The sequence below is a fragment of the Nesterenkonia sp. CL21 genome, from assembly GCF_031705515.1.
Taxonomy (GTDB): Bacteria; Actinomycetota; Actinomycetes; order Actinomycetales; family Micrococcaceae; genus Nesterenkonia; species Nesterenkonia aethiopica.
The window spans coordinates 60,367-82,043 of record NZ_JAUTWR010000001.1; the positions used below are offsets into that span (position 1 = coordinate 60,367).

Genomic DNA, 21,677 nt, shown 5'->3' on the forward strand with positions numbered 1-21,677 from the left:
GGTCATGCTGGATCGGCACAGCATGAGTCGCCCGAGGACTCGCCGTCCGAGCCGCCGGTGCGGCTAGGCTGATGACCGGCGGACCGACGACGACGTCGGCGGAGCCAGACCACCCGCGCACCACCGCAGAGGAGCACCGATGAGTGCAGAGACCAGCACCCCGTCCGAGCACGGCGCCTCCGGCACCGGCCGGCTGCTGATCGTCAACGGGCCGAACCTGAACCTGCTGGGCACTCGGGAGCCGGGGATCTACGGCTCCGAGACCCTGGAGGACGTCCATGAGCTGTGCCGCAGCACCGCCGCACGACAGGGCTTCGCCGTCGACGTGGTCCAGTCCAACCACGAGGGGGAGCTCGTGGATGCGATCCAGGCCGCACGGGGCACGGCGGCGGGCATCGTGATCAACCCGGCGGCCTACACCCATACCTCCGTGGCGATCGCCGACGCGCTGCGGGCCGTGGCCCTGCCGGTGGTGGAGGTGCACCTGTCGAACGTGCACTCCCGCGAGGAGTTCCGCCGGCACTCTTTCGTCTCCCCGCTGGCCCAGGCGGTCATCGCCGGCGCCGGGGTGGCCGGCTACCGCTTCGCGATCGAGCTGCTGGCGGACACGCTGCGCAGCTGATCGCCCCGCTGTTCGCCCCGGTCGTCATCCCGGGAGCCGATGCCGGAGCCATCCTGGCCGCCGCCCCGCAGAGGCGGAGGAAACTGGCTCAGCGCTCCACGCACTGCCCGGTGGAGACCGCCTCCGTGTAGGAGTCCGGGCTGGTCAGCACGTCCCCGGCCTCCTCGGCGGTGAGCGCGAAGCCGACTGCGCTGCCCTCCATGGCGCGGGCGAAGACCACACCGGCGACGTCGCCGTCGGCGTCGATGAGCGGCCCGCCCGAGTTGCCCTGCCGGACGTCGGCGTTGAGCTGATAGATCTCCAGGGAGGACGGCGAGCTGCCGTAGATGTTGTTGACCTGGGAGACGTCCCGGGCCTGGACCACAGCGGTGCCCGCATGGAACGGCCCGCCGGCGGGATAGCCCATGACGAATCCGGTGTCCCCGGGGTCCAGCGGGTCGCCGATCTCCAGCGGGGCCGCGTCCAGGCCGTCCACGGCCAGCAGCGCGAGGTCCTCCGCGGCGTCGAAGTGCACCACCCGGGCGGAGGCCACCTGCCCGTCCCGCAGCTCCACGGTAGGCTCGTTGACCCCGGCGACCACATGCGCGTTGGTGACCACACGCGTGGGCGAGACCACGAAGCCCGAGCCGGACTGGCTCAGCCCGCACTGATCCGCCACGCCGGTGATCCTGGCCACCGACTGGGAAGCCTGGTCGGCCGCGGCGCTGAGGTCCTCGCTGTCCGGGGCCTCGTCGCTCTCCGGCACGAGCGTCTGGGCGAGCTCCGGGATGTCAGACTCCATGACGCGCGCGCGGATCTGCGCGATCCACGCCTCCGCCCGCTCCGGCATCACCGAGGTGATGCCCTGCAGCACGCTGGACTGGCGCATGTGCTGGTTGACCTGGGGGAAACCCATCGCGCCCACAGAGAGCGACAGCGCGGCGATGACGAAGACCGCGACGACGACGTTGAGCGCACCTCCGACGAGCGAGCCCAAGGTCCGGACGGTGGGCGAGCGGAACATCCGCTGCACCTCCGCGCCGGCGGTGGTCCCCAGTGCGTGCCCGGCGACGACCAGGACGATGGCGGTCGCGATGACGGCGACGATGCGCCACAGCGGATCCGGCACCCATCCGGCCACCAGCGGGATGGAGAAGAACGCCGCGACGGCACCCACGAGGAAGCCGGCGAGGCCCCCCACGGTGATCCAGATGCCCTTGCGCAGCCCGGCGATCAGGAACCCGAGCAGGACGAGCACCAGGATCACGTCGAGCAGGGTGACACCCATCTCAGGGCTCCTCTCGGGAGGGGTCTGAACAGCAGGCACCAGGATGACACACCCGCCTGACACGCCCCGGATACGGCTCCAGGGGCACGCCACGGCTATCCTGGACGTTTCCCACTTCGCCGCTGACCTGATACTTTCTTACCAGCGAGACAGCATGCATCTCGGAGAGGAAGAATGGAAGACCATGGATCTTGAAGTACTGCGTCGCGCGCCTCTGTTCGCGACTGTCGACGACGACGTCTTCGCCGCACTGACCGCGGAGCTCTCCGAGGTCGATCTCTCCCGCGGGAGCTCCATCTTCCACGAGGGTGACCAGGGCGATCAGCTCTACTTCATCGTCTCGGGCAAGATCAAGCTCGGCCGCACCACTCCGGACGGCCGCGAGAACCTGCTGGCCGTGCTCGGCCCCGGTGAGATCTTCGGCGAGATGGCGCTGTTCAACCCGGCGCCGCGCACTGCCACCGCCACTGCGGTCTCCGAGACCCGCCTGGCGGGCCTGAAGCACGAGAGCCTGCGCGAGGTCATCACCTCCACCCCTGAGGTCTCGGTGCAGCTGCTGCAGGCTCTGGCCAAGCGCCTGACCCGCACCAACGAGTCCCTGGCCGACCTGGTGTTCTCCGACGTCCCCGGCCGTGTGGCCAAGGCTCTGCTGGACCTGGCGGACCGCTTCGGCCGTCCCGCCCCGGATGGTGTGCTGGTGGCCCACGAGCTCACCCAGGAGGAGCTGGCCCAGCTGGTCGGCGCCTCGCGCGAGACCGTGAACAAGGCGCTCGCCGAGTTCGTCCAGCGCGGCTGGCTGCGCCTGGAGGCCCGCGCCGTCGTGATCCTGGACATCCAGCGGATCCGCCAGCGCTCCCGCTGACCGCAGCACACGCATCACCTGCCCCAGGGGCGAGCACGACGAAGGGGACCGGAATCATCCGGTCCCCTTCGTCGTGTCTGCTGCATCGTGTCTGTGGACGTGCGCGATGTCGACAGCCACCCGAGGATCGTGTCTTCCTGGGAGATCGTCGCTGGATTCAGGGGCGATCTCTCAGAAAGAGACGATCTCTCCGTGTGGACTCGCTCACTCAGCGGAAGTGCGCGATGACGTCGACCTCCACGGGGGTGTCCAGCGGCAGGACGGCCACACCGACGGCGCTGCGGGCGTGCTGCCCCAGGTCTCCGAAGGCCTGCCCGAACAGCTCGGAGGCGCCGTTGAGCACCTTCGGCTGACCGGTGAAGCTGGGTGCGGAGGCCACGAATCCGCCCACCTTGGCGATGCGGGTGATGCGGTCGAGGTCTCCCACCGCGTGCCTCAGCGCGGCCAGGCAGTTCAGTGCGCACTGCCGGGCGAGGTCGTAGGCCTGCTCCTCGGTGACCTCGGCGCCCACCTTGCCGGTCAGCGGCAGCGTCCCGTCCACCAGCGGGAGCTGGCCGGCGGTGTAGACGACGCCGTCGGCGACGACGGCCGGCTGGTAGGCGGCCACGGGCGGGACGACCTCGGGCACGGTGAGGCCGAGGTCCGCCAGGCGGGCCTCCACGGTGCTGGTCTGGCTGGTCTCAGTCATGGGGCTCCGATCAGACGTGCGGTCAGATGCGCGGGTCAGACGTTCTTCGGCCGCTTCAGGTAGGCCACCGGGGCGTTGCCGTCCGGACCGGGGAGCACGGTGACGAGCTCCCAGCCGTCCTCGCCCCACTGGTCCAGGATGGCCTTCGTGTTGTGGATGATGAGCGGAATCGTGGCGTATTCCCACTGGGTCACAGAAGTCATGCGCCCAGCCTAACCTCCAGGAACCTCCCAGGGACGGGTTTGACCGTGCCCGCTACCATGGAGCCTATGGCGCCCCGTAAATCTCCCCTCTTCGACACTGCCACGACGCTCGGCAAGATCATGTCCTTCCTGGGCGTGAGTGCGCTGTGCGGCGTGCTGGCCGCGGGTCTCATCTTCCCCCTCGCCGCCTCCGGCGGTGCCGCTGCCGCGGCCGGCTCTGAGATGCTCGAGCAGCTGCCGGCCGAGCTGCGCGAGGAGCCGCTGTCGGTGCCCTCCCACATCCTCGCCGAGGACGGGACGGAGATCGCCCAGTTCTACGCGGAGAACCGGAAGCCGGTGGGCATCGAGGACATCTCTCAGGAGATGCAGGACGCGATCGTCGCCATCGAGGACGAGCGGTTCTACGAGCACGGCGGTGTGGATGCCCGCGGACTGGGCCGTGCGATGGTGCACAACGTCACCTCGGACTCCCAGCAGGGCGCCTCCACCATCACCCAGCAGTACGTGAACAACGTGCTGATCAATGCGGACTTCCTCCGCGGCGAGGACCGTCTGACGATCTCCGGCTCCAAGACCTACGCGGACAAGCTCCGCGAGATGAAGCTGTCGGTCTCCATCGAGCAGGAGATGACCAAGGACGAGATCCTCGAGGGGTACCTGAACATCGTGCTCCTGGGTGGGCGGAACTACGGCGTGGAGGCGGCCGCCCAGGCGTACTGGGGCGTCTCCGCGGCGGATCTGGACGTCGCCCAGGCCGCCACGTTGGCCGGCATCGTGCAGTCGCCGAACGGCTACAACCCGCTGGTCAACCCCGACGCCGCGGAGAACCGTCGCAACACCGTGCTCTCCGCCATGCTGCGCAATGACTACATCACGCAGGAGGAGTACGAGGACGCCGTCGAGGTGGATCTCGAGGAGTCGCTGGACCCCAACCCGGAGAGCGCCGGCTGCTTCAACGCCTCCATGGCCAACCATTTCTGCGACTACGTGGTCGAGCTGTTCCTGAGCAGCGACGCCTACGGCCCGGACCGCGCCTCCCGTGAGCAGCTGCTGGAGCGCGGCGGCCTGCGCATCACCACCACACTGGACCCCGATGCCCAGGAGGCTGCTGAAGAGGAGACGCAGAACGCTGTGCCGGCGGGCGACCCCTCCGAAGCCGCCGCTGCGCTGGTCTCCGTCGAGCCGGGCACCGGTGAGGTCAAGGCGATGGCCCAGAACACGCCGTACGACACCGAACAGACCGGCGGGACGAACGTCAACTACAACACTGACTTCGACTACGGCAGCAGCGGTGGCTTCCAGGGAGGCTCCACCCTGAAGCCGTTCGTCGCCGCTGCCTGGTTGGAGGACGGCAACTCCATGGGGGACAAGATCGACGCGAGCGTCGACGAGTATCCGGCCCTGGAGTCGTGGGAGGCGAGCTGCCTGGACAACGGCATCGCCCGGAACACAGACCGCTGGCCCATCAACAACGCCATCCGCGACATGAAGCGTGAGATGACCGTGGACTACGGCCTCTACTGGTCGATTAACACGGCCACGGTGGCCACCGCCCACGAGCTCGACCTGTGCGACATCACAGGGCTGATGAACCGCGTCGGATACCACTCGGCACGGGATGGCAGCGGATTGGACCCGAGCCACCCGTCGTTCGTGCTCGGCGCCCAGGAGGTCTCTCCGCTGACCCAGGCGAGCGCCTTCGCCACCTTGGCCAACGACGGCGAATACTGCCGTCCCCGGGCCATCGCCGAGGTGACGGACACCAACGGCAACACGTACGAGACCCCGGAGGCTGACTGCGAGCAGGTCATCGATGAGGAGGTCGTCGCCCAGTTGAACGAGACGCTCATCCGCATCGCCGAAGATCGCACCGCCGACGGCGACCCGCAGTTCCCGATGGCGGGGAAGACCGGCACCAACAACTTCGAGTCCTCCACCTGGTTCATCGGCTTCTCCCGCGGCCTGTCCACGGCCAGCTGGGTGGGCAACCCGAACGGAGTGGGCGAGGACTACTCCCTGAACGGTGAGACCATCGGCGGCGTCTTCTTCGACGACGTGTGGGGCTCCATCATCGCCGGGCCCATGTGGCTGGACTACATGAACCAGGTGGCCCCGAACTACTCCACCGACGAGTTCCCGGAGCCCGAGGACTCCCCCTGGGACGACCCGGAGTCCTCCGACCGCTACTCCTGGGAGAACGACGGCACCGAGCGTGGCGGCGGAAGCTCCGACAGCGACGACGTCCCGGACATCGACGACGCTGACGGCAGTGACAGTGACGGCAGCGACAGCGACGACGACGGAGATGACTCCGACTCGGACGACGACTGAAGCTCCTCCTCACGATGAGCCCGTCGACGCCTGATCCGTCCCTGCCCTCGCGGCTGCCCTCCCGCCACTCGTCGGCCGTTCCGTCCAGCCTGCGCACCGCCACCCGGTGGGGCCTGGCTGCGGCGGGCGTGGGCGCCGTCGTCGGGGCCGGCCTGATGACCTATGCGCATCGTGTAGGCCTGACCCGATTCACCACGCGTTTCGAGCAGCTGGAGATCCTCCCCACGGGGCAGGTCCCGCTGCGGATCCTGCACATCTCCGACATCCACTATGTGCCGGGGCAGGAGAAGAAGTTCGCGTGGCTGCGGGCCCTGGCCGAGCTGCAGCCTGACCTGGTGGTCAACACCGGGGACAACCTCTCCCACCCGGACGCCGTGGACGAGGTTCTGGAGGCCCTGGCCCCGCTGCGCCGATTCCCCGGGGTCTACGTGCCGGGGTCGAACGACTACTACGGTCCGCGGCTGAAGAACCCGCTGAGCTACCTGCGAGCGCCCTCGGAACACGAGCCGGACCGGCTGGAGCTGCCCTGGAGGCGGCTGTTCGCCGCCTTCGGGGCCTCGGGCTGGGTGAGCCTGAGCAACCGACATCACGCGATGACGGTGGGCGCGACTCCAGTGCTGTTCAGCGGGGTGGACGATCCGCACATCGGACGCGACCGGTTCTCCGGCTGGCCGCGAGGCGTGGCGTCGTCGAAGGCTCTGCGCCTCGGTGTGGCCCACGCTCCGGTCTCGCGCATACTGAGCCGATTCGCCGACGCGGGCGCGGACCTGATCCTGTCCGGCCATACCCATGGCGGCCAGGTCTGCCTGCCGGGCGGACGTGCGCTGACCACCAACTGCGATCTGCCGACCACGCAGGCCAGCGGCCTGTCCACGGTCACCTCCACCGGCGGGCGAAAGGTGCCGCTGCATGTCTCCGCCGGCATCGGCACCTCGGCCACGGCGCCGATCCGGTTCAACTGCCCGCCGGAGGCGACTGTGCTGGATCTGTTCCCCCACCGGTGACGTGCGGCTCGGGCCTCAGCGGCGCTGACGGACCTCCAACCGAAGCCGGGTGGCCAGCCACTGGATCACGACGGCGGCCCCGATGAGCGCGGCGCCGAGAGGGAACAGCGACCAGCGCAGAATCGACACCACCGGCTCGACGACGGTGAGCAGGACCTGGCCGGGCTGCCCGGCCGACGTCGCCAGCCACATGAGCACAGGCGGGAAGATGGCCACCACCAGGGAACCGATCACGAGGCAGGCCACGGCCCACCCCACGCATCGGCGCGCCGTCGGATCCATCCGCGACTTCTGGCTCCCCGGGTAACCTCCACCGGCGCCGATCTGCTCTGTCATGGGTCCCCTCGCTGGACTGATGTCCTCGCGTCATGCCGTCCACAGTAGTTCTTGCAGGAAACCACCGTCCAGGGCCTCAACACCGCGGCTGACCAGGCCTGTCGATGATATTCCGGGAATCATGCACCCCGTGCGCCGGAGCCCGCCGGAGGAATCTGTCAGCACGGAGGGGTAGCATGTGTCACACGGGAGACCTGACGCGCGATTGTTCTGACGGGGATGGGGTGCCCTCCAGGCCGGACGGTGCAGCGCTCCGCCTGGAACCACCGATGCTCCTCCCAGAATCACCGATGCACAGCGGGGCGGGGAATGGACGGACCCCCGCCGGCGCTGCACGAAGTGGAGCCGACGGGCCTGGGCACTGCGGAATGAGGCACCGCGGCGTCGAGCCCCTCGGAGTGCGGCATCTCGAAGCGCCGCACCTCGACGCGAGCCACGACAAGGCGAGGCACGACGAGGTGAGGTACGACGGGGCGAGGTACGACGTGCCGCTGGGCCGGGAACGGACCCATGACCAGGTACGTCCCCACGGCGCGTGACCACGTCATCCAGGGCCATCGGTCCCGTCGCGCAGCCGGCCGCGTGACGCCCCGGCCCGTGGGCCCCCGCAGCCGGGGAGCGGCGTGACTGCACCGGTGCCACCGGAGGGGTTCTGGTGCGCACTGGCACCAACGCTCCCGTGCCGTTCCAGCGGCGGTGCCGTTCCAGCGACGGCTCCGCCCAGCCTCAGCGCGGCACCTCGCCGTCGGGACCGCCCCGCCGGCATGCCCGGCAGACCAGGAGCTCTCCGCCCCAGGGAGTTCCCCCGCCCACTCCTTTAGACTAGGATTAGTTGTCTGATGCAACGAGACGCAAGACACCTGGAATCAGAGAACTCCACCCGCCGCCGCTCGCTGTGGCAGGCGCTGGGGCGCCTCAACCCCTACCTGCAGGGCATCCGCCTGCGCTGGACCCTGGGCCTGATCTCCGCCGTCGGGGCAGGCATCGTGGCGCTGACCATCCCGCAGGTCCTCCAGGTGCTGGTCAACTCCGTGCTCGCCGAAGGCGCCGAGGCCTCGGCCGTCTGGACCGCCGCCGGCATCATCCTCGCTCTGGGCCTGCTGGAGGCCTTCCTGTTCTTCCTGCGTCGGTACTTCGTGCTCCCGCCGGCCTCGGATGCGGAGACCGCCATGCGCACCCGCCTGTTCGAGAAGCTCCAGGACCTGCCGGCATCCTTCCACTCCGCATGGGGCGCCGGTCAGCTGCAGTCGCGCGCCATCGCCGACCTCAACCTGCTGCGCCGCTGGTTCGCCTTCGGCTCGATCATGTTCATCTCCTCGGTGATCAGCGTGATCGTCGGCTTCACCCTGATGATGCGGCTCTCCCCTCTGCTGGCCGTGGTCTTTCTGGCCGCCGCGATCCCGATCATCGTCTACGGGCCCAAGTTCCGGAACAAGTTCGTCCTCTACTCCCGCCGCGCCCAGGACCAAGCCGGCGACGTCGCCACCGCCGTGGAGGAGTCCGTGCACGGCATCCGGGTGCTCAAGGCCTTCGGGCGCGGCGACCACGCCCTCAAGGGGTTCGTGACGCAGGCCGACCGGCTGCGCACCACCGAGGTCGCCAAGGCCCGCACCCTGGCGCGCTTCCTGCTGGTGATGATCACCCTGCCCGAGACCGTGCTGGGGATCTGCCTGTTCATCGGTCTCTGGCAGGTGGCCCACGAGGAGACCACCGGCGTCACCGTCGGCGCGTTGGCCGCGTTCTTCGCCACCGCGGCCGTGCTCAAGGGCCCCATCGAAGGCGTCGGCATGCTGCTGGGCATGACGTTCACGGCCAAGACCGCCATCGACCGCCACGCCGACGTCATGGACACCGAGAACACCATCACCTCGCCGGAGGAGCCGGTGCGGGTCCCCGAGCACGGAACCCTGGAGCTCGACGACGTCCACTTCCGCTACCCGGACGCCAAGCCGGAGGAACGGGACCAGCTCGACGGCGTCAGCCTGCGCATCGAACGCGGCGAGACCATGGCCCTGGTCTCGCACACCGGGGGCGGCACCTCCACCCTGCTGAACCTCATCCCGCGGCTCTACGACGTCACCTCAGGGACCGTCCGTGTCGACGGCGCCGACGTCCGGGACCTCGACCTGGCCGACCTTCGCTCCCGCATCGCCGTCGCCTTCGAGGACCCCACGCTGTTCTCCTCCTCGGTGCGGGCCAACGTGCTGCTGGGCACCGGACACGACCGTGACGAGGACGACCCGCAGCACCCCCACCGAGACGGCGCGCCCGGGCCGGAGGAGTTGGACGCGGTGCTCGAGCGCGCGCTGCGCACGGCCGACGCCGAGTTCGTCGAGGACCTGCCCCACGGCGTGGACACCGCCATCGGGGAGGAAGGCCTCAGCCTCTCCGGAGGTCAGAGGCAGCGACTCGCCCTGGCCCGCGCCATCGCCGCCGCGCCGTCGGTGCTGCTGCTCGACGACCCGCTCTCCGCGCTCGACGTGCGCACCGAGGAACGGGTCACCGAGCGGCTGCGCGAGGTGCTCGACGGCACCACCACGCTCATCGTCGCTCATCGCCCCTCCACCGTGGCCCTGGCGGACCGGGTGGCCCTGCTGCACGAAGGCCGCATCGCCGACGTCGGCACCCATGAGGAGCTGTTGGCCCGGTCAGCGCTGTACCGGGATGTGATGAGCACGACCCCCGAAGCCGAGGAGATCATGGACTCCATCCCCGCCGATGAGCGCACCGACACCGGCTCCATCCAGGAGGTCAGCACCCATGGCTGAGACCACCCAGAACGGCCACCGCGGCTCCGCGGATCGGGGCTCCTCGGGCCGACGCTCCGAGAACGATGTGCCGGAGTTCGACGTCGATCCCGTCGCCGCCACCACCCGCACCACCGTGCCCGAGGCCATCCGCCACGGCAGCTTCTCACCGGAGGACCCGCGCTTCGACCATCTGCGCGGCACCGCGGGCGAGGAACAGGTGGACATGGACGCTGAGGAGCGGAAGTTCATCCGCCGCCGCTCCTGGAAGCTGCTGGTGCACCTCTCGAAGGGCGTGCGGCTGAAGCTGCTGATCACCGCGCTGTTCGTCATGGTCGCCCAGGCCGCCCAGGCCGCCACTCCGCTGATCATCGCCTGGGCCATCGACTGGGGACTGCCCCGGATGATGGAGGGCCAGAGCTCCGGCATGATCCTGCCCGGGGTCACCTATGTGGCCGCCGCAGTGTCGGCCGGGGTGCTGACCTGGGCCTACACCCGGATGACCGCCGAGGTCTCCCAGCAGATGCTGTTCACCCTGCGCGGCGAGGTCTTCCGCAAGACCCAGCAGCTCAGCCTCGACTTCCACGAGGACTACACCTCCGGGAAGGTCATCTCCCGGCAGACCTCGGACCTGGAGTCGCTGCGCGAGCTGCTCGACCAGGGCATCAGCTCGCTGGTCTCCGGCATCATGTTCATGTCCTTCACCGCCATCTCCATCGTGATCCTGGACTGGCGCTCCGGGCTCCTGCTGGTCGCCGTCGCCGTGCCGATCGCCCTGCTGGGCCGCTGGTACCAGCGGCGCTCCGAGGTCGCCTACCGGCAGACCCGCATCTCCTCGGCCCGCATGATCGTCCACTTCGTGGAGACTATGACCGGCATCCGCGCGGTGCAGGCGTTCCGTCGTGAGTCCTCGCGGTCCCGGCAGTACCAGCGCCTGGCGCACAGCTACCGGGATGACATGGTCCGCTCCCTGGGTCTGTTCGGGATCCTGCAGCCCGCCCTGCTGGCCCTGGGCAACCTCACCGTGGCCGCCGTGCTGATCTGGGGCGGCTTCCGGGTGCTGCAGGGAGACCTGGAGGTGGGTGTGCTGGTGGCGCTACTGCTGGCCACCAAACGCGTCTTCCAGCCGCTGGACATGATCGCCATGTTCTACAACGCCCTGCAGTCGGCCACGGCGGCGCTCGAGAAGGTCTCCGGCCTGTTGGAGGAGAAGCCGACCGTCACCGAGGACCCGCAGCCGGAGCGTCTGGACGCCTGCCGCGGCGAGGTGGAGTTCTCCCAGGCGGAGTTCCGCTATACGTCTGAGGGTCCCGTGGTGCTGCATCGGATGGACCTGCACATCCCCGCCGGGCAGACCGTGGCCGTCGTCGGCCGCACCGGAGCGGGCAAGTCCACGCTGGTGAAGCTGCTGGCCCGGTTCTACGACGTCACCTCCGGCAGTCTGACCCTCGACGGCGTCGACCTGCGGAAGCTCTCCCTGGAGGACCACCACCGTCACGTGGCGATGGTGACCCAGGAGGCGTTCCTGTTCTCCGGCACGATCACCGAGAACATCGCGCTGGGCCGCCCCGACGCCCCGCAGGAGGACGTGATCGCCGCTGCCCAGGCCGTGGGCGCCCATGAGTTCATCATGGACCTGCCCGAGAGCTACGACACCGACGTCAACAAGCGCGGGGGTCGGCTCTCGGCCGGACAGCGGCAGCTGATCTCCTTCGCCCGCGCTTTCCTGGCGGATCCCGCGGTGCTGATCCTGGATGAAGCGACCTCCTCCCTGGACCTGCCCAGCGAGCAGCTGGTGCAGCAGGGGCTGCAGCGGCTGCTGGGGAACCGGACGGCGCTGATCATCGCGCACCGGCTCTCCACCGTGGCGATCGCCGACCGGGTCCTGGTGGTGGACGAGGGGCGTGTGGTGGAGGACGGCTCCCCCGAGGAGCTCATCGCCGCTGGCGGGTACTACGCCAAGCTGCACGCCGCATGGGAAGCCACTATGGGCTCCTGATCCTCAACGACGACGCCCCCCTCCCTCCCACCCCCCCCCCCGCCCCACGCCCCGCTGAGTTGGTCTGGAGTTGTGGGTACTCGACTCGATCGAGTCGAGTACCCACAACTCCAGACCAACTCACGAGAGGGAGAGGGCGAGCGGACAGGAGGGCGAGCGGGCGGGAAGGCGAGAAGGCGAGAGGGGCGGGCTCCAGGGAGCCGTGGTCAGGACGCCTGGGCCTGGGTCAGCCGCTGCGCGACCTCCAGGCGCTCCACGGCGAACTCGCCGGGGCGGTGATGGGGGCAGAAGCCGCCGTCGGGGACCTTCTGCAGGTGGGCGGCCATCTGGGCCAGCTCCGCCGGGGTGAACTCCTCGGCGCGACGGCGCTTGGCGGGCTGCTCCCGCTCGGGCCGCTCCCGCGGCTCGACCTCCAGCCCGAAGATGTCCTGCAGGGCCTGCACGTAGTCCTCGGTCCGGCCCTCGGCCGCCAGCTCCCGGGCACGGACTGTGGGGGTGTGGAGCAGCTTGCGCACGATCCGCCGCACCGCGAACTCGACCTCCTCGGCCGCGGCGGTGCAGCCATGCTGCTTCCGGACCTTCTCCATCTCCGCGTCCAGGACGGACTGGGTGTGGCGGCGCAGGGCCACGATGGCGTCGTCTGCGCTGCGTTGCTGCCGCTCGGTCAGGTACTCCTGGACGGCGGCGTACACCACCTCGCGAGCCTGCTCCAGCGAGTCCTCGGTCTCCGCCGGGGCGGCCATCTTCACCGACTCCAGAGTGATGAGCTCGACGCCGGGCAGGTCGGCGACCTCAGGGGTGAAGTCATGGGACAGGGCCAGGTCGATGACGGTGAGGTCCTTCTCCCGGCCCTCGGGTCCGATGCCGGCCAGCGTCCGGATCTCCTGGGCGGTGATCTGCCGGTTCCCGCCGGAGCAGCCGATGATCACATCCGCCGCGGAGAAGGCCTCGGAGAGCTCCTCCATCTTCAGCGCCCGGGCTGCGGCGCCGCGCTCGGCCACGAACTGCTCGGCGCGGCCGGATCCGGAGAACACGGCGATGTCGCGCACGCCGCGCTCCTGCAGCTGGGCCAGGGAGGTCCCGGCGTAGGCGCCGGTGCCGATCAGCACCACGGAGGCGTCGCGGTAGAACGCGGCACCATCGCCGCGCATGTCCCCGGCGATGTCCAGGGACACCGAGACGATGGACCGGCCGCGGGAGCCCAGCGCGGTGCGCGCTCCCACGTCCTTGGCCGTCCGGGTGGCCGTCTCGAACAGGCGGGTGAGGTTCCCGGAGACGGTCCCGGCGTTCTGCGCGTCGGCCAGAGACTTGCGGACCTGGCCGGCGATCTCGCGTTCGCCGATGACGGCCGAGTCCAGCCCGGCGCCGACCTGGAAGAGGTGGCTGACGGCGTCGTCCTCCACCAGCGTGCGGAAGGTGGAGGCGATGGTGTCACGGTCCACGCCGGAGGTCTCGGCGACGGCGTCGATGAGCTCCTCACGACTGGCTTCCAGAGCGGCCGGATCGTCCGAGGAGGCCTCGGCGTAGATCTCCAGACGGTTGCAGGTCGCCAGCGTCACGGCAGGCACATCGACAGAACCGGCCACATCGGCCGCTCCTGAGCTGAGGATGCCGACGGTCTCGAGATCGAGGTCGGCGTGGGTAGCCACGAGGGAGAACAGAGTCACGACAGGCTCAATTCTACAACCCGTCGTAGAAAGAGGCAGAATTGGGGGCATGGCTTCTGAAACATTCTCCGGCATGGCCGCCTCCTCGCCGATGACCGCGCCCGTGCGGACCTCCGCGGTCCGCCGCGCTCAGGCGCAGGCTCAGGCCGGCGACGTCCTGCCCGCCGACCACCCGCTGACCAGCGGCGTCACCGCGGAATCCCCGCTGCTGGTGGAGTATCGCGGCGGACGCGACGCCGCCGGAGACCCCGCGCGGCCTGGCCGCCGCCCCGTGTGGTTCATGCGTCAGGCCGGCCGCTCGCTGCCGGAGTACCGCGCCCTGCGGGAAGGCACCTCCATGCTGGACGCCTGCCTGGACCCGGAGATGGCGGCAGAGATCACACTGCAGCCGGTGCGTCGCCACGACGTCGACGCGGCGATCTTCTTCTCCGACATCGTCATTCCGCTGCGCCTGGCCGGCATCGACGTGGAGATCGTGCCCAACGTGGGCCCGGTGCTGGCCCACCCGGTGCGCACCCGCGCCGATGTGGAGGCCCTCCCGCAGCTTGACGACGACGCCTTCGCGCCCATCACCGAGGCGGTGGCCCGGACCGTGGAGCAGCTGGGCTCCACTCCGCTGATCGGCTTCGCCGGAGCACCGTTCACGCTGGCCGCCTACATGGTGGAGGGGCGGCCCTCCCGGGATCACCTGGGCCCGCGCACCATGATGCACGCCGACCCCGAGACCTGGGACGCCCTGGCCTCCTGGGCCGCCGACGTCTCCGGCCGTTTCATGCGCGCTCAGCTGATGGCCGGGGCCTCCGCCGCGCAGCTCTTCGACTCCTGGGCCGGTTCTCTGGGCCGGGACGACTACGCCGCCCACGTGCAGAAGCACTCCGCCGCCGCGTTCTCCCACGTCGCCGGACTGGGCGCCCCGCTGATCCACTTCGGCACCGGCACCGGCGAGATCCTGGACCTGATGAAGGAGGCCGGGGCGGACGTCGTGGGCATCGACTATCGGGTGAACCTGGCCGAGGCCACGCGCCGCCTGGGTGCGCAGACCCCGCTGCAGGGCAACATCGACCCGGCGCTGCTGACCGCCGACTGGGACGTTCTCGAGGCCCATGTGCGCGACGTCGTCGCCGCCGGCTCGGGTGCGGCCGGGCATGTGCTCAACCTGGGCCACGGAGTGCCGCCGAGCACGGACCCGGAGGTCCTGACCCGCGTGGTATCGCTGATCCATTCGATCTCTCCGGCGGAGATCGAGCCGACGCGCGCATGAGCCGCTCCGTCGCCGTCGTCGGGGGAGGGATCGCCGGCCTGGTGGTCGCCTGGGATCTGCTCCGCGGCGGCTGGCAGGTGACGCTGTTGGAGGCGGAGCCGCGTCTGGGCGGAGCCATCGGCACCCACCGGCTGGGTGGGATCGAGGTCGACGCCGGCGCGGAGGCCTTCGCCACGCGTTCGCCCGCCGTGCCGCGGCTCGTCGAGGAGCTCGGCCTGGGTGAGCAGGTCATCGCGCCGACGCCGGACGGTGCCTGGCTGCAGCTGCCGGATCTGGCCGCGCCGCTGCCTGCCACGGGGATCCTGGGCATCCCGGCCGACCCGCTGGCCGATGACGTGGTGCGCATCCTCGGGCGTGAGGCCGCGGAACGCGCCTCCGCCGATCTCACGGAGCCCGTGGAGGCATGGCGGCACCGGGAGGACATCACCGTCGGTGAGCTGGTCCTCGACCGGATGGGGCCCGAGGTGCTGGAGCGGCTGGTCACCCCCATCGTCTCCGGGGTCCATTCGGCCCGTCCGGAGGAGCTCGACGTCGGCAACGCGGCGCCCGGGCTGGTCGAGGCGATGCTGCGGGAGGGGTCCCTGGCCCGCGGGGTGGCCGCGGTGCGTGCGCAGGCACCGCCGGGGTCTGCGGTGAATTCGCTGCACGGCGGGATGGCCACGCTCATCCGGGCGCTGGAGCAGCAGCTGCGAGCCGGTGGGGCGGACATCCGCCTGCGGGAGCCTGTCACCGCGCTCGCCGGGCTGCGCGCCGCCCATGATCATGTGGTCCTCGCCGTGGACGCTCCGGCCGCCGCACGCCTGGTGGAGCCTGTTCTGGGCCCGATCGCAGCCGAGGGCGCCGACGCCGACGTGCCGGGCGGCTCCGGATCCGGATCCGGATTCGGAGCCGGAGCGCCGGAGCCTCGCGGCCGCGGCGTCGCCCTGGTCTCGATGCTCCTGGACGCCCCGGAGCTGGACGGGCGCCCGCGGGGCACCGGCATGCTGGTGGCCCCGGGCGTCGACGGCGTCGGGGCGAAGGCGATGACGCATGTCTCGGCGAAATGGCCGTGGGTGGCGGAGGCGCTGGGCGCCGGCCGGCATCTGGTGCGCCTGTCCTACGGACGGGTGACCGACGCCCCCGGCTCCGGAGCGCTGGGGATGCACTCGAGCGACGCGGAGCTGCTGGCTGCCGCCAGGTCCGACGTCGGCACGCTGTGCGGAATCGGTGGACTCGGGGATCGGGTCGCGGAGGCTGATGTGGTGCGCTGGGAGAAGGCGCTGCCGCAGGCCACGGCCGGGCATGCCCGGCGCATTCGGGGGATGCGCGGCGAGCTGGCCGGCTCCGCGGTGAGCGTGGTGGGCAGCTGGTTCTCTGGGACCGGTCTGGCCCGGGTGGTGCCGGATGCGCGCGCGACCGCCGCCGAGATTCTCGCCACATGAGACTCGCCACATGAGACCGGGTCCGTCTGTCACGGACCACAGATTTTCTACATAATGTAGAAGAACGATCGCGCGCCGTGTCAGGCCCTCCCGATAGGGTTGGGGCGGCGCCGAGAAGCAGGAGGAGAGCATGAGCTACGGCCGCAACGCGCAGAGGACCCCGGAAGAGGTCAACAGCTCGGGCAAGGACTGGTACACCCTGTACACGGTCTTCGCCCGCACGGACAGCTCGGCGGAGGCCGTCCGCGGCCCGCAGGCCGGCACCGAACAGATCGCCCCGCGGGCCCGGGAGTTCGACGACGCCGTCGCCGCCCTGGCCGAGGACGAGGTCGTCCTGCGCGGCGTGTACGACGTCTCCGGGATGCGTGCCGACGCCGATGTGATGACGTGGTTGACCGCCCACTCCGCCGAGGCCCTGCAGGCGGCGCTGCGCCGTCTGCACCGCACCGGGCTGCTGGGCTCCTCCCGCATCGTGTTCTCGGCGATGGGCGTGCACCGCACCGCGGAGTTCGCCCGCAGTCACGTGCCGGCCTTCACCCTCGGCGTGGACGCCGAGGACTGGCTGGTCGTCTACCCCTTCAACCGGTCCTACGACTGGTACCTCATGGACCCGAAGAAGCGCGGCACCATGCTGCGCGAGCACGGCATGCTGGGCCAAGAGTTCCCCTCCGTGCTGGCCAACACCACCAGCGCCTTCGCCCTGAACGACTGGGAGTGGCTGCTCGGCCTGGAGTCGCCGCACCTGACCGACCTCGTGGACATGATGCGTCGTCTGCGCGAGTCGGAGACCCGATACCACGTCCGGGACGAGACTCCGTTCTACACCGGACGCCGCCTGAAGAGCACTGACGAGATTGCTGAGGTTCTCATCTGACATGACCACCGCACCTGAGAGCATCCCCCAGCCCCCCGCCGAGGGCGAGCGCGCCGTCTACGACGCCGTCCTGCTGGCCAGCTTCGGCGGTCCGGAGGGTCAGGACGACGTCATCCCGTTCCTGCGCAACGTCACCGTCGGCCGCGGGATCCCGGACGAGCGCCTCGAGGAGGTCGCCACCCACTACCGCGCCAACGGCGGCGTGAGCCCGATCAACGAGCAGAACCGCCAGCTCAAGAGCGCGCTGGAGCAGGAGCTCGCTGAGCGCGGGATCGACGTCCCGATGTACTGGGGCAACCGCAACTGGGGCCCCTACTTCACCGACACCTTCCGCCAGATGCACGACGCGGGCCACCGTCGCGTGCTGGTGCTGGTGACCTCCGCCTACGCCGGGTACTCCAGCAACGACCAGTACCTGGAGGACTTCGAGCGGACGCTGAAGGACACCGGGCTGGAGGGCGAGCTGACCCTGGTGAAGGTCCGTCAGTTCTTCTATGACAAGGCCTTCACCCATCCCAACGCCGAGTTCCTGGCTGCCGGCGTCAAGGACGTCCGGGCCCAGCTGGAGGCGGGTGGGAAGCCCGAGGGCCGCATCAAGGTCCTCTTCGTGACCCACTCGATCCCCACGGCGGTGGCGGAACGGCAGGGTCCGGCCCGGATCAAGGAGATCTTCGGCACCGACGTCTACACCGCCCAGCACCAGGCCCTGGCCGACCACCTCATGGACTCCGTGGAGGAGGCCGCCGGGCTGGACCACCAGGTGGTGTTCCAGTCCCGGTCCGGCGATCCGCGCACTCCGTGGCTGGAGCCGGACATCAATGACCAGATCGAGGAGGACGCGGAGTCCTACGCCGGTGTGGTGGTGATGCCCTTCGGGTTCATCTCCGACCACATGGAGGTGATCTGGGACCTCGACACCGAGGCCAAGGAGACCGCCGAGGAGCACGGCCTGGCCTTCCACCGGGCGCCGACCACCGGTGTGCACCCGGCGTTCGTCTCCGGTCTGGTGGACATCCTGGGGGAGTACATGCTCGACGCCGAGGGCCGTCCGCTGGCCGCCGGCGAGCAGACCGTGCCCGGTGACTGGAGCGACCTCACCGGCGACGGCGGCTGGGGCACCCCGCTGGAGGACCCCTCCGCCTGAGAGGATGGTCCCGGCACCACGCCGTGGCCGCTGCCGGAACAGGCAGCACCGATCCGCCGCGGAGGGCCTCCGCTCCACCGGGAGCGGAGGCCCTCGCCGCATGATCCGCAGGAGGACGAGTGATGGAACAGTTCCGCGTCGGCACCCGAGGCAGTCGGCTGGCGATGACCCAGACCACCACGGTGGCCCAGGCGCTGAGCGACTCCTCCGGGCTGGGCCATGAGCTCATCACGGTGCGCACCGACGGGGACGTCCTGACCGGCCCGTTGGCCCAGATGGGCGGCACCGGCGTCTTCGCCTCCGCGCTGCGCCAGGCCCTGTTCGACCGCACCTGTGACGTGGCCGTCCATTCGCTGAAGGACCTGCCGGCCAAGGACCTCGAGGGGCTGAGCATCGCCGCCGTGCCCGCACGGGAGGACGTCCGGGACGCTCTGTGCTCCGCCGGCGAGGCACCACTGACCGAGCTGCCCCACGGGGCGAAGGTCGGCACCGGCTCCCCGCGCCGAGCCGCCCAGCTGCTGGCAGCGCGCCCCGACCTGCAGATCGTCGACATCCGCGGCAACGTCGGCACCCGGCTGGCACGCGTGCGGGGCCGGGAGGATGCCGCGGAGGTCTCCACCCAGGCGCCCGACGCCGCGCGGGGCGACCTGGACGCCGTCGTGCTCGCCGGGGCGGGGCTGCGCCGGCTGGGGCTGGAGCACCACATCTCCGAGCTGCTGGACCCGGCGGTCATGCTGCCCGCACCGGGGCAGGGGGCGCTCGCGGTCGAGGTCCGTGCCGAGGACGCCGTCGGCCAGGCGCCGCTGGCTGCGGCGCTGCAGGACTACGACGACATCGCCGCCCGTCTGGAGACCACCGCCGAGCGGGCGCTGCTGGCCCGGCTCAACGCCGGATGCTCCGCACCGATCGGCGGGCTCGCCCGCTTCTCCGAGGACACCGACGGGCCCGCCGTGCTGCAGCTGCGCGCCGTGGTGTGCGCACCCGACGGCTCGGCCGTGCAGCGGGCCCAGGCCGAGCTGCCCCTCGCCGCGGCCGGGGGGCCGGTGCCGCGGGCCGTGGAGCTCGGCACGCAGGTGGCCGAGCAGCTGATCGCCGAGGACACCGGGCTGCTCGCCCATGTGATCGACACCTGAGCCCCTCCGGAGGGCGGAGCGGCTCATCCTGCAGGATGAGCCCAGGTTCCACCTCTGCTCCGATGTGCCGGGGCGGCCCGTCGGCGGATGCTGGAGGCATGATCACTTCCGCTCCGCCTGTGCTGCAGGCCCACTCGCTGTCCAAGACCTATGACTCCGCCCAGGCGCTGGTCGACGCCGGGCTGACCGTCCGCCCTTCGGAGTCGGTGGCCATCATGGGCCCGTCCGGGTCCGGCAAGACCACTCTGATGCATGTGCTCTCCGGCATCCTGCCTGCGGACACCGGCGAGGTGCAGTTCAGCCCCGCGGCGGGACAGGCCCCTCTGAGGATGTCCACCATGGACGCCGAGCAGCGTGCCCGGCTGCGCCGGGAGCACATCGGCTTCGTGTTCCAGGAGGGGCTGCTGCTTCCCGAGCTGACCGCCCTCGAGAACGTCGCCGTCGCGCTCATGGTCTCGGGCACGCCGCGGGCCGCGGCCGAGCAGCGGGCGGTCGGCTGGCTCGCCGCCCTGGGCCTGGCCGGATTCGAGCAGCGCCGCCCCGGGCAGCTCTCAGGCGGACAGGCCCAGCGGGTGGCCATCGCCCGGGCCCAGGTCAACGAGCCGGCCGTGGTGTTCGCCGACGAGCCCACCGGTGCGCTGGACTCCGCGACCTCCGAGTCGGTGCTCGACGCCCTGCTGAGCTCCACCGTCTCGCGGGGAGCCCCGCTGGTCATGGTCACCCATGACGAGTCCGTGGCCGCCCGCTGTTCGCGGCTGATCCGCCTGCAGGACGGCCGCGTGGTCCACGACTCCGCGGAGGTGGCCGCATGAACCGCCTGTTCCTGTCTCGGCTGTTCAGCCAGCGGGAGGTCTGGACGCTGCCGGTGGCGGCCTTCTCGATCACCAGCGGCATCGCCTACATGGTGGTGGGCGGGGCGGCCTGGTTCTTCCGGATCGAGGGGGAGCTGGCCGGCCTCTACATGGTGCTGGCCGCCGTCGCGCTGGTGCTGCTGACGGTGCCCATGGTGCTCCTCATGGCGTCTTCTGCGCGGCTGATGGCCCGCCGTCGGGACGAACGGCTCTCCAGCCTGCGGCTGCTCGGAGCCTCCGGCCGTCAGCTGCGCGGTCTGGCGCTGGCCGAGTCCGCGGTGCTGGCGGTCGCCGGCGTCGTCGGTGGGGCCGTCCTGTACCTGGCGCTGATGCCGCTGGTCGGGCTGCTGCCCTTCGCCGGCGAACGCATGGGGGTGGACGGGCTGTGGATGGGCCCGCTCATGCTGGTGGGCACCGCGGCCGTGCTGGTGCTGGTGGCGGTGGCCAGTGCGGCGGTCGGGATGCGACGCATCGAGATCACGCCTCTGGGCGTGCGCACCCGCACCCTGCCGGCCCGCGTCCACTGGGTACGCCTGCTCCTCGCCGGTGCGGGTTTTGTGATCGCCCAGACGCTGGCTCAAGTGTTGGGCGTGGGGTCCATGGCCGTGGTGCTGACCATGGTGCTGGCGGCGATCGCGGTGCCGTTGGTGGCGATCCACCTGCTGGGGCCGTGGGTGCTGAAGATCGTCACCGGCTGGCAGCTCCGCCGGGCGGGGACGGCGGAACGGCTCATCGCCGCGCGCAGCGTGCTGGAGTCGCCGCAGCAGATGTGGCAGCAGGTCGGCGGCGTCGCGATCACCACCTATGTGGGGGTGATCGCCGGCGCCGGGATGGGCCTGGCCTCCCTCGGGGCGAGCGGCTCGGTGGACCCCACGGACCTGATGCTGCTGGGTGATGTCCAGCGCGGCGTGCTGCTGACGCTGGCGGTGTCGTTCGTGATGACAGCCTGCGCGGTAGGCATCAGCCAGACCGCCCAGGTGCTGGACCGGCGGGACCTGTACTCCTCGCTGGCCAAGATGGGCTTCGAACTGCCCCAGCTGGCGGCCATCCGCCGGCTGGCGGTGATGCGCTCGCTGCTGGCGGTGGTGCTCATCGCCGTGCTGGCCGCGGCGACGACGGCGCTGCCGCTGGTGGGTGCTGCGGTGCTGCTGGCTCCGGCCTCAGCCGCCACCGTGGCCGGGGTGCTGGTGCTCGGTGTGCTGGTGGTGCTGCTCGGCGTGCTCGCCAGCCGACCCACGCTTCGTCGGGTCATCGCCGTCTGAGGAGA

18 protein-coding genes are annotated in these 21,677 nt (G+C 70.5%); 13 read left to right on the forward strand and 5 right to left on the reverse strand.

The features are described from left to right. The first annotated feature begins 139 nt into the window (after positions 1-139). Positions 140-622: a type II 3-dehydroquinate dehydratase gene (aroQ, locus tag Q7C18_RS00280; RefSeq protein WP_311023489.1), complete on the forward strand. Its 483-nt coding sequence runs from the start codon at positions 140-142 to the stop codon at positions 620-622. 88 nt (positions 623-710) lie between these two features. Here the strand turns inward: aroQ and Q7C18_RS00285 are convergent, their stop codons facing one another. Next, a complete protein-coding gene (locus tag Q7C18_RS00285) occupies positions 711-1,889 on the reverse strand; it encodes a MarP family serine protease (protein WP_085437219.1) in 1,179 nt (392 codons plus the stop codon). 184 nt (positions 1,890-2,073) lie between these two features. Here Q7C18_RS00285 and Q7C18_RS00290 point away from each other — a divergent pair, with 184 nt between their 5' ends. Then, complete coding sequence (locus tag Q7C18_RS00290; RefSeq protein WP_070160133.1) at positions 2,074-2,751, forward strand: Crp/Fnr family transcriptional regulator; 678 nt, start codon at positions 2,074-2,076, stop codon at positions 2,749-2,751. A 208-nt stretch (positions 2,752-2,959) separates the two neighbouring features. On the opposite strand, the gene Q7C18_RS00295 is transcribed toward Q7C18_RS00290, so the two are convergent. Further along, the gene (locus Q7C18_RS00295) at positions 2,960-3,439 is read right to left on the reverse strand and encodes a RidA family protein (protein WP_311023490.1); all 480 of its coding nucleotides are present in this window, start codon (positions 3,437-3,439) and stop codon (positions 2,960-2,962) included. A gap of 35 nt (positions 3,440-3,474) precedes the next feature. Continuing rightward, the gene (locus tag Q7C18_RS00300) at positions 3,475-3,642 is read right to left on the reverse strand and encodes a hypothetical protein (protein WP_170922583.1); all 168 of its coding nucleotides are present in this window, start codon (positions 3,640-3,642) and stop codon (positions 3,475-3,477) included. A gap of 66 nt (positions 3,643-3,708) precedes the next feature. On the opposite strand from Q7C18_RS00300, the gene Q7C18_RS00305 reads away from it, so the two are divergent. After that, entirely contained in the window at positions 3,709-5,973 is a 2,265-nt protein-coding gene (locus tag Q7C18_RS00305) for a transglycosylase domain-containing protein (protein ID WP_139827608.1), read from the forward strand. Positions 5,974-5,987: 14 nt separating this feature from the next. Next, positions 5,988-6,977, forward strand: a complete 990-nt coding sequence (locus tag Q7C18_RS00310) for a metallophosphoesterase (protein ID WP_311023492.1) — start codon at positions 5,988-5,990, stop codon at positions 6,975-6,977. A gap of 15 nt (positions 6,978-6,992) precedes the next feature. Here the strand turns inward: Q7C18_RS00310 and Q7C18_RS00315 are convergent, their stop codons facing one another. Further along, complete coding sequence (locus Q7C18_RS00315) at positions 6,993-7,313, reverse strand: hypothetical protein (RefSeq protein ID WP_139827607.1); 321 nt, start codon at positions 7,311-7,313, stop codon at positions 6,993-6,995. A gap of 839 nt (positions 7,314-8,152) precedes the next feature. Between Q7C18_RS00315 and Q7C18_RS00320 the strand changes: the two genes are divergently transcribed. Together Q7C18_RS00320 and Q7C18_RS00325 are read left to right on the forward strand one after the other, a co-directional pair. Next, complete coding sequence (locus Q7C18_RS00320) at positions 8,153-10,081, forward strand: ABC transporter ATP-binding protein (RefSeq protein WP_311023493.1); 1,929 nt, start codon at positions 8,153-8,155, stop codon at positions 10,079-10,081. Positions 10,082-10,286: 205 nt separating this feature from the next. Then, complete coding sequence (locus Q7C18_RS00325) at positions 10,287-12,059, forward strand: ABC transporter ATP-binding protein (protein WP_070160128.1); 1,773 nt, start codon at positions 10,287-10,289, stop codon at positions 12,057-12,059. A gap of 206 nt (positions 12,060-12,265) precedes the next feature. On the opposite strand, the gene Q7C18_RS00330 is transcribed toward Q7C18_RS00325, so the two are convergent. Next, positions 12,266-13,726, reverse strand: a complete 1,461-nt coding sequence (locus tag Q7C18_RS00330; RefSeq protein ID WP_311023495.1) for a glutamyl-tRNA reductase — start codon at positions 13,724-13,726, stop codon at positions 12,266-12,268. A gap of 91 nt (positions 13,727-13,817) precedes the next feature. Here Q7C18_RS00330 and hemE point away from each other — a divergent pair, with 91 nt between their 5' ends. The 7 genes from hemE to Q7C18_RS00365 all read left to right on the forward strand — a co-directional run bounded on the left by hemE (position 13,818) and on the right by Q7C18_RS00365 (position 21,672). Further along, the gene (gene hemE, locus Q7C18_RS00335; protein ID WP_311024415.1) at positions 13,818-14,987 is read left to right on the forward strand and encodes a uroporphyrinogen decarboxylase; all 1,170 of its coding nucleotides are present in this window, start codon (positions 13,818-13,820) and stop codon (positions 14,985-14,987) included. Further along, a complete protein-coding gene (locus Q7C18_RS00340; protein ID WP_311023497.1) occupies positions 14,984-16,408 on the forward strand; it encodes an FAD-dependent oxidoreductase in 1,425 nt (474 codons plus the stop codon). The genes hemE and Q7C18_RS00340 overlap by 4 nt, the downstream gene beginning before the upstream one ends. 130 nt (positions 16,409-16,538) lie before the next feature. Next, positions 16,539-17,282 carry a hydrogen peroxide-dependent heme synthase gene (hemQ, locus tag Q7C18_RS00345; protein ID WP_311023500.1) on the forward strand — a complete coding sequence of 248 codons (744 nt, stop codon included), beginning with the start codon at positions 16,539-16,541 and terminating at the stop codon, positions 17,280-17,282. A gap of 1 nt (position 17,283) precedes the next feature. Beyond that, positions 17,284-18,426 carry a ferrochelatase gene (locus Q7C18_RS00350; RefSeq protein WP_311023503.1) on the forward strand — a complete coding sequence of 381 codons (1,143 nt, stop codon included), beginning with the start codon at positions 17,284-17,286 and terminating at the stop codon, positions 18,424-18,426. Positions 18,427-18,548: 122 nt separating this feature from the next. Beyond that, complete coding sequence (hemC, locus tag Q7C18_RS00355; protein ID WP_311023505.1) at positions 18,549-19,559, forward strand: hydroxymethylbilane synthase; 1,011 nt, start codon at positions 18,549-18,551, stop codon at positions 19,557-19,559. 98 nt (positions 19,560-19,657) lie between these two features. Continuing rightward, positions 19,658-20,371 carry an ABC transporter ATP-binding protein gene (locus tag Q7C18_RS00360; protein ID WP_311023506.1) on the forward strand — a complete coding sequence of 238 codons (714 nt, stop codon included), beginning with the start codon at positions 19,658-19,660 and terminating at the stop codon, positions 20,369-20,371. Continuing rightward, positions 20,368-21,672 (forward strand): FtsX-like permease family protein, encoded by a 1,305-nt coding sequence (locus Q7C18_RS00365; RefSeq protein ID WP_311023508.1) that lies wholly within the window; start codon positions 20,368-20,370, stop codon positions 21,670-21,672. Before Q7C18_RS00360 ends, Q7C18_RS00365 begins: the two co-directional genes overlap by 4 nt. The last annotated feature ends 5 nt before the right edge of the window (positions 21,673-21,677 follow it).

Excerpts from the sequence above, each read along its gene's own strand:
- aroQ (WP_311023489.1), top strand. The coding sequence starts at position 140 with ATGAGTGCAGAGACCAGCACCCCGTCCGAGCACGGCGCCTCCGGCACC.
- Q7C18_RS00285 (WP_085437219.1), bottom strand. The coding sequence starts at position 1,889 with ATGGGTGTCACCCTGCTCGACGTGATCCTGGTGCTCGTCCTGCTCGGG.
- Q7C18_RS00290 (WP_070160133.1), top strand. The coding sequence starts at position 2,074 with ATGGATCTTGAAGTACTGCGTCGCGCGCCTCTGTTCGCGACTGTCGAC.
- Q7C18_RS00295 (WP_311023490.1), bottom strand. The coding sequence starts at position 3,439 with ATGACTGAGACCAGCCAGACCAGCACCGTGGAGGCCCGCCTGGCGGAC.
- Q7C18_RS00300 (WP_170922583.1), bottom strand. The coding sequence starts at position 3,642 with ATGACTTCTGTGACCCAGTGGGAATACGCCACGATTCCGCTCATCATC.
- Q7C18_RS00305 (WP_139827608.1), top strand. The coding sequence starts at position 3,709 with ATGGCGCCCCGTAAATCTCCCCTCTTCGACACTGCCACGACGCTCGGC.
- Q7C18_RS00310 (WP_311023492.1), top strand. The coding sequence starts at position 5,988 with ATGAGCCCGTCGACGCCTGATCCGTCCCTGCCCTCGCGGCTGCCCTCC.
- Q7C18_RS00315 (WP_139827607.1), bottom strand. The coding sequence starts at position 7,313 with ATGACAGAGCAGATCGGCGCCGGTGGAGGTTACCCGGGGAGCCAGAAG.
- Q7C18_RS00320 (WP_311023493.1), top strand. The coding sequence starts at position 8,153 with ATGCAACGAGACGCAAGACACCTGGAATCAGAGAACTCCACCCGCCGC.
- Q7C18_RS00325 (WP_070160128.1), top strand. The coding sequence starts at position 10,287 with ATGGACGCTGAGGAGCGGAAGTTCATCCGCCGCCGCTCCTGGAAGCTG.
- hemE (WP_311024415.1), top strand. The coding sequence starts at position 13,818 with ATGACCGCGCCCGTGCGGACCTCCGCGGTCCGCCGCGCTCAGGCGCAG.
- Q7C18_RS00340 (WP_311023497.1), top strand. The coding sequence starts at position 14,984 with ATGAGCCGCTCCGTCGCCGTCGTCGGGGGAGGGATCGCCGGCCTGGTG.
- hemQ (WP_311023500.1), top strand. The coding sequence starts at position 16,539 with ATGAGCTACGGCCGCAACGCGCAGAGGACCCCGGAAGAGGTCAACAGC.
- Q7C18_RS00350 (WP_311023503.1), top strand. The coding sequence starts at position 17,284 with ATGACCACCGCACCTGAGAGCATCCCCCAGCCCCCCGCCGAGGGCGAG.
- hemC (WP_311023505.1), top strand. The coding sequence starts at position 18,549 with ATGGAACAGTTCCGCGTCGGCACCCGAGGCAGTCGGCTGGCGATGACC.
- Q7C18_RS00360 (WP_311023506.1), top strand. The coding sequence starts at position 19,658 with ATGATCACTTCCGCTCCGCCTGTGCTGCAGGCCCACTCGCTGTCCAAG.
- Q7C18_RS00365 (WP_311023508.1), top strand. The coding sequence starts at position 20,368 with ATGAACCGCCTGTTCCTGTCTCGGCTGTTCAGCCAGCGGGAGGTCTGG.